This is a genomic window from Ureibacillus terrenus, from assembly GCF_006569205.1.
In the GTDB taxonomy this organism is placed as follows: Bacteria; Bacillota; Bacilli; order Bacillales_A; family Planococcaceae; genus Ureibacillus; species Ureibacillus terrenus.
This window is the reverse complement of record NZ_VIGD01000001.1, coordinates 89,717-104,871: the sequence shown is the minus strand read 5'-3', so window position 1 is coordinate 104,871 and position 15,155 is coordinate 89,717. Positions and strand designations below refer to the sequence as shown.

15 protein-coding genes and 1 riboswitch are annotated in these 15,155 nt (G+C 40.4%); of the genes, 14 read left to right on the top strand and 1 reads right to left on the bottom strand.

What is annotated here, in order from left to right; genetic code table 11:
* Positions 1 to 104 precede the first annotated feature (104 nt).
* From FKZ59_RS00525 to FKZ59_RS00510, 4 genes are all read left to right on the top strand, one after another.
* Positions 105 to 1,796 carry a methylmalonyl-CoA mutase family protein gene (locus FKZ59_RS00525; protein ID WP_141600778.1) on the top strand — a complete coding sequence of 564 codons (1,692 nt, stop codon included), beginning with the start codon at positions 105 to 107 and terminating at the stop codon, positions 1,794 to 1,796.
* Complete coding sequence (gene scpA / locus FKZ59_RS00520; protein ID WP_141600777.1) at positions 1,793 to 3,940, top strand: methylmalonyl-CoA mutase; 2,148 nt, start codon at positions 1,793 to 1,795, stop codon at positions 3,938 to 3,940. The genes FKZ59_RS00525 and scpA overlap by 4 nt, the downstream gene beginning before the upstream one ends.
* Positions 3,937 to 5,028, top strand: a complete 1,092-nt coding sequence (gene meaB, locus FKZ59_RS00515) for a methylmalonyl Co-A mutase-associated GTPase MeaB (RefSeq protein WP_141600776.1) — start codon at positions 3,937 to 3,939, stop codon at positions 5,026 to 5,028. Before scpA ends, meaB begins: the two co-directional genes overlap by 4 nt.
* 195 nt (positions 5,029 to 5,223) lie before the next feature.
* Positions 5,224 to 5,661, top strand: coding sequence for a BrxA/BrxB family bacilliredoxin (locus tag FKZ59_RS00510; protein WP_141600775.1), 438 nt, complete (start codon positions 5,224 to 5,226; stop codon positions 5,659 to 5,661).
* A gap of 224 nt (positions 5,662 to 5,885) precedes the next feature.
* On the opposite strand, the gene prli42 is transcribed toward FKZ59_RS00510, so the two are convergent.
* Complete coding sequence (gene prli42, locus FKZ59_RS14575) at positions 5,886 to 5,978, bottom strand: stressosome-associated protein Prli42 (RefSeq protein WP_181733116.1); 93 nt, start codon at positions 5,976 to 5,978, stop codon at positions 5,886 to 5,888.
* A 125-nt stretch (positions 5,979 to 6,103) separates the two neighbouring features.
* On the opposite strand from prli42, the gene mce reads away from it, so the two are divergent.
* The 10 genes from mce (at position 6,104) to FKZ59_RS00460 (ending at position 15,155) form a co-directional block, all read left to right on the top strand.
* Positions 6,104 to 6,520 (top strand): methylmalonyl-CoA epimerase, encoded by a 417-nt coding sequence (gene mce / locus FKZ59_RS00505; protein WP_141600774.1) that lies wholly within the window; start codon positions 6,104 to 6,106, stop codon positions 6,518 to 6,520.
* Positions 6,520 to 8,067 carry an acyl-CoA carboxylase subunit beta gene (locus tag FKZ59_RS00500; RefSeq protein ID WP_141600773.1) on the top strand — a complete coding sequence of 516 codons (1,548 nt, stop codon included), beginning with the start codon at positions 6,520 to 6,522 and terminating at the stop codon, positions 8,065 to 8,067. Before mce ends, FKZ59_RS00500 begins: the two co-directional genes overlap by 1 nt.
* Positions 8,068 to 8,214: 147 nt before the next feature.
* Positions 8,215 to 8,394, top strand: a riboswitch (cobalamin riboswitch).
* Between the two features lie 129 nt (positions 8,395 to 8,523).
* Positions 8,524 to 9,273: an energy-coupling factor ABC transporter permease gene (locus tag FKZ59_RS00495; protein ID WP_141600772.1), complete on the top strand. Its 750-nt coding sequence runs from the start codon at positions 8,524 to 8,526 to the stop codon at positions 9,271 to 9,273.
* Complete coding sequence (locus tag FKZ59_RS00490) at positions 9,274 to 9,567, top strand: energy-coupling factor ABC transporter substrate-binding protein (RefSeq protein WP_141600771.1); 294 nt, start codon at positions 9,274 to 9,276, stop codon at positions 9,565 to 9,567.
* Positions 9,564 to 10,346 (top strand): cobalt ECF transporter T component CbiQ, encoded by a 783-nt coding sequence (gene cbiQ / locus FKZ59_RS00485; protein ID WP_141600770.1) that lies wholly within the window; start codon positions 9,564 to 9,566, stop codon positions 10,344 to 10,346. The genes FKZ59_RS00490 and cbiQ overlap by 4 nt, the downstream gene beginning before the upstream one ends.
* Positions 10,347 to 11,201 (top strand): energy-coupling factor ABC transporter ATP-binding protein, encoded by an 855-nt coding sequence (locus tag FKZ59_RS00480; protein ID WP_141600769.1) that lies wholly within the window; start codon positions 10,347 to 10,349, stop codon positions 11,199 to 11,201. It begins immediately after the preceding gene.
* Between the two features lie 8 nt (positions 11,202 to 11,209).
* Positions 11,210 to 12,805: a precorrin-3B C(17)-methyltransferase gene (gene cobJ, locus FKZ59_RS00475; protein WP_141600768.1), complete on the top strand. Its 1,596-nt coding sequence runs from the start codon at positions 11,210 to 11,212 to the stop codon at positions 12,803 to 12,805.
* A 9-nt stretch (positions 12,806 to 12,814) separates the two neighbouring features.
* A complete protein-coding gene (locus FKZ59_RS00470) occupies positions 12,815 to 13,747 on the top strand; it encodes a sirohydrochlorin chelatase (protein ID WP_141600767.1) in 933 nt (310 codons plus the stop codon).
* Positions 13,744 to 14,520: a precorrin-6A reductase gene (gene cobK / locus FKZ59_RS00465; RefSeq protein ID WP_141600766.1), complete on the top strand. Its 777-nt coding sequence runs from the start codon at positions 13,744 to 13,746 to the stop codon at positions 14,518 to 14,520. Before FKZ59_RS00470 ends, cobK begins: the two co-directional genes overlap by 4 nt.
* Entirely contained in the window at positions 14,517 to 15,155 is a 639-nt protein-coding gene (locus FKZ59_RS00460) for a precorrin-8X methylmutase (protein WP_141600765.1), read from the top strand. The genes cobK and FKZ59_RS00460 overlap by 4 nt, the downstream gene beginning before the upstream one ends.

Genomic DNA, 15,155 nt, shown 5'->3' with positions numbered 1-15,155 from the left:
AAGGCTTTCTTTAATTTTTAGACTTTATTGCATTGGTTTTCTAATGTATTATAAGAATTATGAAAATTATAATAACAAAAGGGGGAAGCTGTATAGCGACAACTATGTCAATCAACATGAATGAAATTGATTTTCCTGCGGTTAGTTATGAACAGTGGAAAGAAGCAGCAATCAAGTCATTAAAGGGGAAGCCGTTTGAATCGCTTTTCACGAAAACGATTGAAGGCGTTACTTTACAACCGTTATATACTCAAGAAATGTTAATTGAAAAATTAGGGGATCAATTAGAAAAACAAGTTTCGACTATACGTGCATTGCAATACTCCAATTCTGTACAAGCTGCCCAAATCATTTACGGGGATAATGAACAAGAATTCTTTGAACGGTTAAAAGACAGCGTTGAAAGAGGAAACGGCATTATCAGCATCGACAGCCGGGTTCTTGAATGGAACGACAATAATTTAACGGAATTGGCAACATACTTGGTGAAATATCCGTTTAAATTGTACGTCTACGATAAAAGCATTTTAGATGTATTTGACAAAATTCCGGAATCCGATCGCGCCAATGTAAAAGGATATATTGTTTCAAATGAACCGGTTGAACTTCAAGATTATCCGAATGTCCGCACAAATGGCGCAAATACCGTTCCATATCACAATGAAGGCGCACATGTTGTGCAAGAATTGGCTCTTACACTGGCTTTGGCCGCAAAATATGCGGAGAAGTCTGAATCCTTCGAATCCTTTGCCAATAAATTTTTCGTAAATTTTGCGATTGATACACATTTCTTCCAAGAAATTTCAAAATTAAGAGCATTTAAAGTGTTATGGAAAGCTTTTGCAAAAGCTTACGATGCCAAAGCCGTTCCGGTTCCTGTGCTTGCCGAAACATCCTTGCGCAGTTTCTCTAAATATGATATCTATGTCAACTTATTGCGCGCAGGAAATGAAGCGTTTTCAGCATTGATTGGCGGAGCAGATGCTATTACTGTATACCCATATGATGTGCTGACTAAACCTACGGATCAATCAATCCGTATTGCACGCAATGTCGTATTGGTATTAAAAGAAGAATCCTTTGTGGATGATGTGCTTGATCCTGCAGGCGGATCTTACTTCATCGAAACATTGACGAGAGAATATGTGGAAAAAGCCTGGAAACTATTCCTTAAAATTCAAGAAGCTGGTGGTATTGACGAATACGAAAATTCCGGAAAACTGAAAGCGGCGTTGGAAGAAGTATACAATGAGCGCATCAAACAAGTGGAAACACGGAAACATTCATTGATTGGAACAAACATTTACGCAAATCCGGCGGACGAATTACAAACAGAAACAAATCCGCTTTATGCAGATATCAAACGTTTGGCGATTCCGTTTGAAAAACTTCGCGAACAATATGGCCAGGCAAAACCAAAAGTCAGCATCTTGACTTACGGTAAATTAAAAGAATTCAAACCTCGCGCCGATTTTGTGAAAGGTTTCTTTGCAACAGCCGGAATCGTGCCTGAACAATCCGGAGAAATCGAATCCATCGAAGAAGCAAAAAATTGGTTGGCGCAGACAGATGCTGATTATGTGGTGATTGCAGCAACAAATGAACAAACAAAAGAAATCGTTCCTGCATTATTGGAAGCGAAAAAAGAAAATGTCATTTTGGACGTGGCAGGCAAATACCCAGAAGAAGAGGCAGAATGGCTGTCCAAAGGAGTAAACGGTTTCATTTATCTCGGTCAAAACATCGTGGAAAAGCTCACTGGACTTCTTGAAAGCTTGAAGGAGGTACAACGATGAAAGGGAACTTTCAATCAGTAAACATACAAGAAATATTGGACAACGAACAAATCCAGCCTTCTCATACATTTACAACAAATGAAGGAATTGAAGTAAAAGAATTTTATTCGGATGAAGACATCAAAGATGCCAAACATTTAAAAGACTATCCTGGTATCGCTCCGAACACTCGCGGACCATATCCAACAATGTATGTGGGACGGCCATGGACAATCCGCCAATATGCCGGATTCTCGACAGCGGAAGAATCCAACGCTTTCTACCGCAGAAATTTGGCAATGGGGCAAAAAGGGTTGTCCGTCGCTTTTGACTTGCCTACACACCGCGGATATGACTCCGACCATCCTCGCGTAAAAGGGGACGTAGGGAAAGCCGGCGTTGCGATTGACTCTGTAGAAGATATGAAAATTTTGTTTGACGGCATTCCTCTTGATCAAATGTCCGTTTCCATGACGATGAACGGTGCCGTTATTCCGATCATGGCCTTTTACATCATTGCGGCAGAAGAGCAGGGCGTAACACCGGAAAAACTTTCAGGTACAATCCAAAACGACATTTTGAAAGAGTATATGGTGCGGAATACGTACATATACCCTCCTGAAATGTCGATGAAAATCATTGCGGATATTTTTGAGTACACAAGTAAAAATATGCCGAAATTCAACTCCATATCCATCTCCGGTTATCATATCCAAGAAGCCGGCGCTACAGCCGATATTGAGCTTGCCTACACATTGGCGGACGGCTTGGAATATGTGCGGACAGGATTAAAAGCTGGCATTGATATCGATTCTTTCGCTCCTAGATTATCCTTCTTCTGGGGCATCGGTATGAACTACTTCATGGAAGTAGCGAAAATGCGCGCTGCCCGCAGAATCTGGGCACAAATGATGAGCACGTTCAATCCGAAAAATCCAAAAAGTTTGGCATTGCGTACTCACTCCCAAACATCCGGATGGTCTCTGACAGAACAAGATCCTTTCAACAACGTAACACGTACATTGATCGAAGCAAACGCTGCGGCAATGGGTCATACGCAAAGTTTGCACACAAACTCCTTGGACGAAGCGATTGCGCTGCCAACGGACTTCTCAGCCCGCATTGCGCGTAATACTCAGCTATTCTTGCAAGAAGAAACGTTGATGACGAAAGTCATCGATCCTTGGGGCGGTTCGTACTATGTTGAAAAATTGACGGACGAATTGACAAAACGCGCCTGGGAATTGATTAAAGAAATCGAAGAGCTTGGCGGAATGGCAAAAGCCATCGAAACAGGTCTTCCAAAAATGAAGGTTGAAGAATCCGCGGCAAGACGCCAAGCTAAAATCGACTCCAAAGTTGAGACAATTGTCGGCGTAAACAAATATACATTAGACCATGAAGAACCAATCGATATTTTGGATATTGACAATACGCTTGTACGTCAAAAACAAATCGAACGAATCAACAAAATTAAGGCAGAACGCAATGAAGAAGAGGTGCAAAAACATCTTGAACGTTTGACGAAAGCGGCTGCCACTGGAGAAGAAAATATGCTTGCGGTTGCAGTTGATGCAGCGCGCGCCCGCGCAACGCTTGGAGAAATTTCTGACGCCATCGAAAAAGTTTGCGGACGCCATCAAGCAGTGATCCGTTCTATTTCCGGCGTATACTCATCCAACTTCTCCGATAATGAATTGATTGAAGAAGTAAAACAAATGACGGAAGAATTCTTGGAAAACGAAGGCCGTCGTCCACGTATTTTGATTGCCAAAATGGGACAAGACGGACATGACCGCGGTGCGAAAGTGGTTGCCACAGGATATGCCGACCTCGGCTTTGATGTGGATATTTCGCCATTGTTCCTGACTCCGCAAGAAGCAGCTCAAATGGCGGTTGAAAACGATGTTCACTGCGTGGGAGTTTCTTCATTGGCGGCAGGCCATAAAACATTGGTGCCTGAACTCATCGAAGAATTGAAAAAATTAGGAAGAGAAGATATTGTGGTTGTTGTTGGAGGAGTAATCCCGCCACAAGATTATCAATTCTTATACGACAAAGGAGTGGCCGCCATCTTCGGTCCTGGTACGGTCATCCCTGTAGCTGCCATCAAGATCATCGAAGAAATTTATCGTCGACTTGGCTATGAGGAAGTGACGGTATGATGGAGGAAAAGAGCTCTGAAGAAACAGCTTTGAATGTCATGAAAGGCATTGAAAGCAAACATGATGGAATGACGTATGTCGCTCCAAAAAAATTCCGCAAAAAACAAAAACAACAAATTGATATACGCCAATTGGCAAGTGAAGTGCGCGAAGGAAAGCGCACTTCACTTTCAAAAGCCATTACATTGATTGAAAGCTCCAATGCCGAACATAAAGTGTTGGCCCAAAACCTATTGCAAGAATTGTTGCCATACACCGGAAACAGCGTCCGGATCGGAATTACGGGCGTTCCAGGCGCCGGAAAAAGTACCTTTATTGAGGCTTTTGGCACAATGTTGTGCAATATGGGGAAGAAAGTTGCAGTACTGGCAATCGACCCTAGCTCAACCATTTCCGGAGGCAGCGTTTTGGGCGATAAAACGCGGATGGAAAACTTGAGCAGGCATGAAAACGCCTTTGTCCGTCCTTCTCCAAGCGCAGGTACTCTGGGGGGCGTGCACAAGAAAACAAGGGAAACGATGCTTCTTTGTGAGGCGGCAGGATATGAAGTCATCCTGATCGAAACGGTAGGTGTAGGCCAAAGCGAAACATATGTGCGGGGAATGGTCGACTTTTTCCTACTCCTCGTTTTGACGGGGGCAGGAGATGAGCTGCAAGGAATGAAAAAAGGCATAATGGAGCTTGCGGATGGCATTGTTGTCCATAAAGCCGACGGAGATAACGTCGAAAAGGCAAAGAATACGGTCCGGGAATACCAGAAAATATTGCATTTCTTGCAGCCTTCCACTCCTGGATGGCAATCGAAGGCCCTGGCGGTATCGTCCTATGAAAAAACCGGCTTGGAAGATGTATGGGAAATGATTTGTTCCTTTGAAAAGCAAATGAAAGATTCCGGTTATTGGTATACGAGAAGACAAGAACAAACGAGCGATTGGTTCCATTCCATGATTTACGACCATTTGATCGATTCATTCTTCGGCAAGAAAGAGAACAAAGACCTGGTGAAACAATTGGAAGAGAAAATATTGCAGGGCAAATTAACCGTAACGCAAGGAATTCAGGAATTGTTCAAGGATTATGATTCCTAAAGATCATCAGTTTCGTTGAAAGTCGGACTTAAAATATTCTTTGACAATCGTATAACGAATTCCTAAAGATCATCAGTTTCGTTGAAAGGGTGTAATCCATAGAAATTTCATTTCATTTCTTCCTTTTACCGCATTTGCAATTAACTTTTCAATCCACTATGCTAAAATTAATAATTGAAAGGAGTTTGAAATGAAATGATGGATTACGATTTATTTATGCAAGAAATTATCAGAACAGCCCGTGCCGAAATGGAGAATGCGGGATACGAGCAGCTGAGAACGCCTGAAGAGGTGGAAAAGGCCTTTGCACGTCCCGGAACAACCCTTGTCATGATCAATTCTGTTTGCGGTTGCGCCGGCGGAATTGCGCGCCCTGCGGCTGCAAATGCAATCCATTATGATAAGCGGCCAGATCATTTGGTAACGGTTTTTGCCGGACAGGATAAAGAAGCGACTGCGGCTGCCCGTGCACACTTCGGCGAAGATCATATTCCTTCATCTCCGGCATTTGTCTTATTGAAAGACGGCAAAGTGGTTGCCGACATTGGACGCCATGAGATTGAAGGGCATGATGTGATGTCTGTTATTACGAATTTACAAGCGTATTTTGAGGAATATTGTGATGAAGTTTGATTAAAAATGATGAGAATCCGCATACGGAGTGGTACAGAAGTATTGCGGATTCTACATTATTTTTTCAGTGCAACTTGTATTTTCAAAAATCAGGAAATTTTATTTTTATAATGAAAATTGCCAATTGTATCTGTTGTGATACAGAAAATAACGAGAAAAGTTTTTTGAAAAAACTTTTGTGGAAATAAAAATAGCGATTACTGAAAAGTAACCGCCAGTCCATTTTAGAAAAACGACAATCCAAAAGCCAATGTCGATAGCACCATAATTGCAATCATGGCATATACGACAACTTTTTGAAATTTTTTGTTGCTCATTTTCTCGCTCTCTCCTTTTTTTCATAAGTTTAGTTTATCAAATTTGAAAAATTTCTCAAGTACGTAGCGCAATTTTCGTAAATTCGTTACAATAGGATATGTACTATAACAGAAGGGGTGTCATCATGGAAAAAATCGATCACATTGGGATCGCGGTAAAAAACCTGGATGAAACAGTAAAATACTACACAGAAGTTTTAGGTTTAAAATTAGAGAGAATCGAAGAGGTTCCAACTCAAAATGTGCGTGTCGCATTTATCGATGCCGGCAATGTGCACATTGAATTGCTAGAACCTTTAAGCGAAGAAGGAGCAATTTACAATCATATTCAAAAACGCGGGGAAGGAATCCAGCACGTTTGCTTCAGCGTCGACAATATTCGGGAAACAATGGCGGAATTAAAAGAAAAAGGAGTCCGTCTTCTTTCCGATGAGCCGATTCCTGCCGCTGGTGGTGCACAAGCTTGCTTTATTCATCCAAAAAATAGTTTTGGAGTTTTATATGAACTATATGAAAAAAGTGGAAAAGGGGTTAATGAATAATGGACATGCTAGATAAAATCAATGAGATGTATGACAGAAAGAGAGAAATTTATTTAGGCGGTGGGGACAAACGTATCGCAAAACAGCACGAAAAAGGAAAACTCACTGCCCGCGAACGCATCGATCTGCTATTGGATGAAGGCACTTTCGTAGAAATTAACCCATTCATCAAACACCGTGTAACCGATTTCGGCATGGGCGAACAAAAGGGCCCTGGTGATGGTGTAGTAACAGGATACGGTAAAGTCAATGGCCGTCCTGTTTACTTGTTTGCTCAGGACTTCACAGTGTTCGGTGGAGCTTTGGGTGAAATGCATGCGAAAAAAATCGCGGCGGTAATGGATTTGGCTGCGAAAAACGGCGCTCCGTTCATCGGAATTAACGATTCCGGCGGTGCCCGCATTCAGGAAGGGGTACTATCATTAGACGGCTATGGCCACATCTTCTACCGCAACTCCATCTATTCCGGAGTAATTCCTCAAATCTCTGTGATCATGGGTCCATGCGCCGGTGGGGCAGTATATTCCCCTGCAATCACGGACTTTATTTTAATGGTTGATAAAACATCTCAAATGTTCATTACTGGTCCAAAAGTAATCGAAGTGGTAACAGGAGAAAAAATTTCTTCCGAAGACTTGGGTGGTTCCAAAGTTCATAACTCCATCAGCGGGAACGCACACTTCCGCGCGCCAAACGAGGAAGAAGCGATTAAACAAATCCGAAGACTATTAAGCTATTTGCCGCAAAGCTACAAAGAAAAACCGCCACGCATGCCTCGTCCGGAAGGAGACGATTGGCGTCCGGAATTGATTGACGTTGTGCCAATCGAGCCAACACGTCCATACGATGTTCGAAAAGTGATTGAACAAGTGGTGGACGAAGGTTCCTTCATGGAAGTGCATTCTGAATTTGCGAAAAACATCGTGGTCGGATTTGCACGCATCGCCGGACAATCTGTCGGACTTGTATGTAACCAGCCAAAAGCTTTAGCGGGCGGTCTCGATATCGACTCATCCGATAAAGCATCAAGATTTATCCGCACATGTGATGCATTCAATATTCCGATCATCACATTCGAAGACGTATCCGGATTCTTCCCGGGCGTTAAACAGGAGCACGGGGGCATCATCCGTCACGGTGCGAAAATCTTGTATGCTTATTCTGAAGCGACAGTGCCAAAAATTACAGTCATCCTGCGTAAAGCATACGGTGGCGCATACGTGGCATTGAACTCCAAATCCATCGGCGCCGACCTTGTATTCGCATGGCCAAACGCAGAAATCGCCGTAATGGGTGCAGCTGGTGCCGCGAACATCATCTTTGCGAATGAAATCGCAAACTCTCCGGATCCGGAAAAAACTCGTCAAGAAAAAATTGAAGAATATAAAGAAAAATTCGCAAATCCATATGTTGCTGCTTCCCTTGGAATGGTGGACGATGTCATCGATCCGAGAGAAACGCGCATTAAATTGATCCAGGCATTGGAAATGCTTGAAAATAAAGAGGAATCAAGACCTAGCAAAAAACACGGAAATATCCCTCTATAATTTTCAAAATAGTAGTACAAGCCAGAATTTGGTTTGTACTACTTTTTATTATGACAATTATTTGGAAATTAGAACGAAAAAGTTTTTATTTTTTAGAATGATATAGAAATTTTAAAAACATTGTGTTAAAATGCAAATTACTTACAACAAATGAATAGTCTATACGGTGCTAATGGACATTAGCTTAAAAGGGAAACTAGTGAGAATCTAGTGCGGTCCCGCCACTGTGATGAGGAGCTCAAAATCACAAAGGCCACTGTGAAAACGGGAAGGCGATTTTGAGCGATGACTCTAAGCCAGGAGACCTGCCGTATAGAGCGGATGGTAGTGTCCTACGAGGATAGGTACACGAATAGGCATCATACTAGCATTATGCGTATCGTTATGCCTTATTGTGGGACACTGCTATTTTAGCAGTGTTTTTTTATTATTCATATATTTTTTAGGAGGGTTTTTATGAACATTTCGTTTAAAAAGCCAATTTATTTTTTAGCATTATTGTTGTTGGTTCCTAAGCCTGCCTTTGCTATGCACATCATGGAAGGTTTTTTGCCGGCAGAATGGGCTGTCTTTTGGTGGCTCGTAACATTACCTTTTCTAATAATAGGGTTAAAGAATATAAGCAATCTTATAAAGGTTCATTCTGAGACAAAATTATTGCTGGGTTTATCCGGAGCATTTGCATTCGTTTTATCCGCTTTAAAAATTCCTTCCGTTACAGGGAGTTGTTCTCATCCTACCGGGGTGGGTTTAGGAACGATTTTATTTGGACCTTTTGTAATGAGTGTTCTAGGTAGTATTGTTTTGCTTTTTCAATCATTGCTATTGGCGCATGGGGGGTTAACGACGCTTGGTGCCAATGCATTTTCTATGGCTGTTGCCGGTCCTTTTATTGCATATGGAGTATTTAAGGGGGCGCAAAAGATCGGTCTAACGTTTACATTTGCAGTCTTTTTGGCTGCCTCATTAGCTGATTTAGGCACTTACGTTATTACATCTATTCAACTTGCACTTGCTTTTCCCTCTGAAGTGGGTGGTATATTTGCTTCATTTGTCAAATTCGCTAGCGTCTTTGCGATTACTCAAATTCCTTTAGCGATTGTAGAAGGGTTGCTTTCAGTCATGGTGATGAATTTCTTGGTGAAATATAACGTAAATGAATTAAAGTTGCTTCAAGTGTTAAACAAAACTCAGGAGGCGAAATAGATGTTAAAAAATAACGCATTTATCTTATTTATTACGATCGCTTTGATTTGTATTCCGCTGATTTTCAATGGAAATGCAGAATACGGCGGTGCAGACGGGGAAGCGGAAGAATTGATCACAGAGCTGAACGAATCCTATAAACCTTGGTTTTCTAGTATATGGGAACCTCCTAGTGGTGAAATCGAAAGTTTATTATTCGTCTTGCAAGGAGCTGCCGGTGCTGGGTTTATCGGTTATTTTATAGGATATATGAGAGGCCGGAATAGGGGCGGAAATGCTGAGATACCGAAATGAGAATGCTGGAATTTTACGCTTATCATTCACCATTAAGAAACATACATCCGATTGAAAAAATCGTATTTGCATTGATTCCTTTAATACTTAATATCCTGTTTCAAAATATATACACGTCTTTATTCATATTTTTCATCATGGTTGTGATTACCATAATTTTTGGCAAAATTCCTGTTCGTATATATTGGAAGTTATTGTTAATTCCGGTCACTTTTTTATTATCAAGTGTACTGGTCATTTTACTCAGCTTTACCGAAAGCCCTTTAGAAGGAGCAATTTTTCAATCCATCATTGGTCCCGTTGTTATTTCAATCATGAAGGAAAGTATTGAAAAGGCCTTGACTCTATTTTCTGTTTCCTTATCGAGTATCAGTTGCTTGTACTTCTTAATCTTAACGACAACCATTCAGGATGTTCTGTTTGGTTTACAGTGCTTGAAAGTTCCGCAGGTTTTGTTGGATTTAATCGCATTAATCTATCGATTTATATTTTTATTTCTGGATTCAAGCAGGACAATATTTCTTGCACAAAAAGCAAGGTTGGGACATGGTTCATCTATCAAAACGATCAAGTCGATTGGACTTATTATTAGTGCTTTATTTGTTAAGGTATTCCATGAAATGAAAGATTTAAACAACGCAGTCAATGCAAGAAGTTTAAATGGTTATATAGCTGTAATTGCAAGAACAATTCGATTTTCAAGAAGCCGTTGGATATTCATTATGTTAATCAGTATATTGATTATCGCTTTTAATTTCACCGTTGGGAGAGCTGGTTGAATGAGTACTACTATTTTCGAACTGAGCGAAGTGTACTACCGTTATGAAGATGGGACTGAGGCTTTAAAAAATATCAATCTACGAATTGAACGAGGAAAAAAAATTGCTCTTTTAGGCAGCAATGGTGCAGGAAAGTCCACATTATTATTGCATTTAAATGGGTTGTTAAAACCAACATCCGGTACAATTTGCATCGATGGACAACCATTAACCTATTCGAGGAAAGAGTTGATCAATTTAAGACGTCGGGTAGGAATCGTTTTTCAAAATCCTGAAACCCAGTTGTTTAATGGGACGGTTCGAGATGACATATGTTATGGACCATATAATTTAAAGTTGCCGGAACGGGAACGAAAGACGTTAATTGAGAAAGCAATTATTCTGACAGACGTAGGTGAGTTGTTAGATAAACCGATTCATTTTTTAAGCGGTGGACAAAAAAAGCGGGTTTCCATCGCAGGTGTGCTTGCTATGGATCCTGAAGTCATCCTTTTTGATGAACCAACTGCATCTTTGGATATTTATTACACAAAGAAAATAAGGAAACTATTAGATGAACTTCATCGTGATGGGAGAACACTTATTCTTTCTACTCACGATATTGATTTTGCCTATGAATGGGCTGACGAAGTAATTGTGATGCATCAAAGTGAAGTGTTATTTCAAGGTAATTTCTCTCAACTGTTTGAAGAACACAAAGATATTATTACTAAAGCGAATCTGGAAACATCAATAATATTCGAAATAGCGCAAATATTGAAAAATGGAGGGGTGAATTTAAATACAATTGATTACCGTTCAAAAGAACAATTATTGGAAATTCTTAAAGATTATTTATTGAAGGTAACAATATAAATGGGGTGATGTCTTTGAGAGGAAAGCTATACATTGTCGGTTTTGGTCCAGGGGACGCCAATCACATTACATATCGGGCAGTGGAAGCGATAAAAGCAAGTGATTATATCATTGGATACAAAACTTATGTGGAATTAATAAAAAATTTATTAAACGTCAAACAAAAAATTATAAGTACTGGGATGACGGAAGAAGTTTCACGTGCACAGGCTGCGGTAAAACTTGCGGAAGAAGGGCACCAGGTAGCGGTCATTTCTAGTGGAGATTCCGGTGTATATGGCATGGCCGGTCTCATTTATGAAGTACTCGTTGAACAAGGTTGGCATAAAGAGTCAGGGGTTGAAGTGGAAGTCATTCCTGGAATTTCTGCCATCAATTCTTGTAGTTCCCTACTCGGTGCCCCGATTATGCATGATTCATGCACAATCAGCTTAAGTGATCATTTAACACCATGGACAATTATCGAAAAAAGGCTTGAAGCAGCGGCAGCAGCTGATTTTGTGATTGCTCTATACAATCCGAAAAGCGGAAGAAGAACAAAACAAATCGTGGAAGCAAGACGGATATTACTAAAATATCGGTCACCGAATACACCGGTTGGACTTGTAAAAAGTGCTTATCGCGAAAGACAATCGATTGTGATTACGACGTTGGATAATATGCTGGAACACGAGATTGGTATGCTCACAACAGTGATTATTGGAAACACCTCCACATTTGTATATGATGACTTAATGATTACGCCGAGGGGGTATCAACGAAAATATACGCTTGATCGCGAGGTACAACCATTGAAACCTCATGAACGATTGAAAAAAGAAGCAGAACCTTGGTCTTTGGAAAATTTGGAATCGAAGAAAAGAGAGTCAAAAAAAACCCCTTTTCAACTAGCATGCGAAGCAATTGCAATGCTGGACCGAAAGCCAAATTTCGTTGTTGAAAAAACAGACTATAAACCAGTTTTTGAGTTTGCCATAAGTCCTGGGGTGGCAAATAAACGATTCACCCCTGAGCAATTTAAGCTATTGGCTGAAGTTGTTGGTCATGAGGGAAGGATGGACTATTCAAGGGATCATCAGTTGCGGATAAGTATTCCAACTAATCATCCAGAACAAATTGTAGAACAATTATCAAATGTTGGTTTGCTGGTGATGCCTGTAGGAGATGTCATTACGGTGAAGGCTTGTGATTTTTGTGATGGTGAAAAAAAGGATTCGATACCGTACGCTGAAAAGCTGCAACAGAGATTTGGAGGAAAAGCTGTGCCGAAAGAATTAAAAATCGGCATTAATGGATGTGGGATGGCATGTTACAACGCCGTTATGGAAGATATCGGAATCGTATATCGAAAAGGAAAATTTGATGTGTTTTTAGGTGCAAAACCGGTAGGACGCACCGCACATCCGGGTCAATTGATTGAAGAGGGGTTGGAAGCTGAAAAATTAGTCGAATTAATCGAAAAACTGATTGTTGAATATAAAGAAAATGCTCATCCAAATGAACGATTATTTAAATATTTTAAACGGAAAAAAGTGCTGGCTGGGTACAAATATCAAGATAATGAGCCAAAGCTCAATTTGCAGCCAATCCCTTGTGCAGATTAGGAGGATAACATGACGAAAGCTATTTTATTTGTAGGACATGGAAGTAAGCTTGAAGCAGGAAATGAAGAAGTAAGAGAATTTGTAAAGCAAACAAGAGAATTAATTGATTCAAGTCTACTAGTAGAAACATGTTTTTTAGAATTTGCTGAACCAACGATTTCTCAAGGTATTAAGATTTGCATCGAAAAAGGTGCCAGTGAAATCTATGTAATGCCAATCATCTTGCTCCATGCAGGACATTCTAAAATTCATATTCCCGCAGAAATTGTAGAGGCGCAAGAAAAATATCCCCATGTGAAATTCACTTATGGTGAAGTTGTGGGAATTCATGAAGATATTTTTCAAATTTTACTGGAACGTCTACAAGAAATCGGTTTTGATACCCAGGCAAAACATGAAGATACAGCCATTTTATTAATTGCCCGGGGAGGAAGCGATGAATATGCCAATGGTGATTTTTTCAAGATTACAAGACTGTTATGGGAGAAGTTAAATGTTCAAGTAGTGGAAGGAGCTTTTATGGGAGTGACAAAACCATTGGTTGAAGAAGGGATTGAACGATGTATAAAGCTTGGTGCTAAAAAAATCATCATGCTTCCATATTTTCTATTTACGGGCATATTAATGGAGCGGATGAAATCCTATTGTGAACGCTTCAAAGAACAATATCCCGAAATAAACATTGAAATTGCCCATTATTTTGGATACCATCCCCGATTAAAATCTGTCATTATTGAACGAATGGTACAAGCATTATCCGGGCATTCGAACGGTGATAAAGATATACAAAATGTTCAAAAGTTAATGGAAAAGGGGCTCATTTCCCACCATCACCATCACCATGAGCATGAACATGAACATCACCATGGTCATAAACATCATCATCATGATTACAAAGGTTGTAACGTCCAACTTGATGAAAAAATGGAAGTGAAACCATGATTTTATTTCTTGCTGGGACAAGTGATGCACGTGAATTGGCTGTTTTGTTAAAAAAGGAAGGCTTCCCCCTAATGGCTACCGTAGTAACAGAATCTGCAGCCAAAAGTCTTGTTGATAAAGGCATAGAAGTAAAAGTTGGTAGATTAAATTATGAAAAAATGTACGAATTTTCAAGGGAAATCGGGGTGACAATGATTGTAGATGCCAGTCATCCCTTTGCCGAAGAAGCACATAAAACGGCAAAATGGGTTGCCGAACAATTAAATATCCCCTATATCCGCTATGAGAGGGAAAAATTGCAGCTTGAACAGGATTTTATCAAATTTGTTTCATCCTATGAAGAGGCAGCGGAACTTGCAGCAAAGAAAAAAGGAGTTGTCATGCTCACAACAGGCAGTAAAACGCTGGAAATCTTCGCAAATAAATTATTGCCGCTGAATGATGTTCGCGTGATTTGCAGAATGCTTCCCCGAATCGATAATATGCAAAAATGCGAGCAGCTCGGCTTCCCCCAAAAAAATATAGTGGCAATGCAAGGCCCTTTTTCAAAAGAGTTGAATATTGCCTTATTTAAGCATTTCGGTGTGACACTCATGATTACAAAAGAAAGCGGCAAAATTGGTGCGGTCGATGAAAAAATAGAAGCTGCAAAGGAACTTGGGATTGAAACGATTGTCATTAAAAGACCAATTATAGAATTTGGTCATGTATTTAGTGAAATGGAGGAAATTGTAAATTGGATAAAAAATCAAAGAAATGAGGGTGCATTATGAATTTTAAACCGATTACGGTAGATCCGGATAAGATTTATGATTATAGTTTTGCCATTATCGAAGAAGAAATGGGAGAACATCACTTTTCAGACATGGAATGGCAAGTTGTTCGCCGAATCATCCATGCTTCGGCTGACTTTGAATTAGGAAGAAGTGTTGTATTTTCACATGGTGCTGTTGAAGCGGGCATTAAAGCAATCCGGGAAGGAAAACATGTAATTGCCGATGTCCAAATGATTGTCAGCGGCTCAGGACGGAAACGATTCCAAAAATATGGCGGAGATCTGCATTGTTATATCAGTGATGAAGATGTGTCACAAGAAGCGAAAGAAGAGGGAGTTACTCGGGCTATTATGTCAATGAGAAAAGCCGCTCGTGAACATGAAGGAGGTATATATGCAATAGGCAATGCACCGACTGCATTGTTGGAATTAATTCGTCTTGTTAAGGAAGGCATTGCAAAACCTGACTTAATCATCGGGATGCCTGTTGGCTTTGTTTCAGCAGCTGAGTCGAAGGAGGAGCTGTTGAAACTCGAAGGGATTCCATATATTACGAATATCGGCCGTAAAGGCGGCAGCACTGTAACCGTAGCTGCTTTAAATGCTATTTCAATATTAGCTGATCAGGTGTAA

What these genes read in the sequence shown, in the direction of transcription:
- FKZ59_RS00525 (WP_141600778.1), top strand. Translation starts at nt 105, where the DNA reads ATGTCAATCAACATGAATGAAATTGATTTTCCTGCGGTTAGTTATGAA.
- scpA (WP_141600777.1), top strand. Translation starts at nt 1,793, where the DNA reads ATGAAAGGGAACTTTCAATCAGTAAACATACAAGAAATATTGGACAAC.
- meaB (WP_141600776.1), top strand. Translation starts at nt 3,937, where the DNA reads ATGATGGAGGAAAAGAGCTCTGAAGAAACAGCTTTGAATGTCATGAAA.
- FKZ59_RS00510 (WP_141600775.1), top strand. Translation starts at nt 5,224, where the DNA reads ATGATGGATTACGATTTATTTATGCAAGAAATTATCAGAACAGCCCGT.
- prli42 (WP_181733116.1), bottom strand. Translation starts at nt 5,978, where the DNA reads ATGAGCAACAAAAAATTTCAAAAAGTTGTCGTATATGCCATGATTGCA.
- mce (WP_141600774.1), top strand. Translation starts at nt 6,104, where the DNA reads ATGGAAAAAATCGATCACATTGGGATCGCGGTAAAAAACCTGGATGAA.
- FKZ59_RS00500 (WP_141600773.1), top strand. Translation starts at nt 6,520, where the DNA reads ATGGACATGCTAGATAAAATCAATGAGATGTATGACAGAAAGAGAGAA.
- FKZ59_RS00495 (WP_141600772.1), top strand. Translation starts at nt 8,524, where the DNA reads ATGAACATTTCGTTTAAAAAGCCAATTTATTTTTTAGCATTATTGTTG.
- FKZ59_RS00490 (WP_141600771.1), top strand. Translation starts at nt 9,274, where the DNA reads ATGTTAAAAAATAACGCATTTATCTTATTTATTACGATCGCTTTGATT.
- cbiQ (WP_141600770.1), top strand. Translation starts at nt 9,564, where the DNA reads ATGAGAATGCTGGAATTTTACGCTTATCATTCACCATTAAGAAACATA.
- FKZ59_RS00480 (WP_141600769.1), top strand. Translation starts at nt 10,347, where the DNA reads ATGAGTACTACTATTTTCGAACTGAGCGAAGTGTACTACCGTTATGAA.
- cobJ (WP_141600768.1), top strand. Translation starts at nt 11,210, where the DNA reads ATGTCTTTGAGAGGAAAGCTATACATTGTCGGTTTTGGTCCAGGGGAC.
- FKZ59_RS00470 (WP_141600767.1), top strand. Translation starts at nt 12,815, where the DNA reads ATGACGAAAGCTATTTTATTTGTAGGACATGGAAGTAAGCTTGAAGCA.
- cobK (WP_141600766.1), top strand. Translation starts at nt 13,744, where the DNA reads ATGATTTTATTTCTTGCTGGGACAAGTGATGCACGTGAATTGGCTGTT.
- FKZ59_RS00460 (WP_141600765.1), top strand. Translation starts at nt 14,517, where the DNA reads ATGAATTTTAAACCGATTACGGTAGATCCGGATAAGATTTATGATTAT.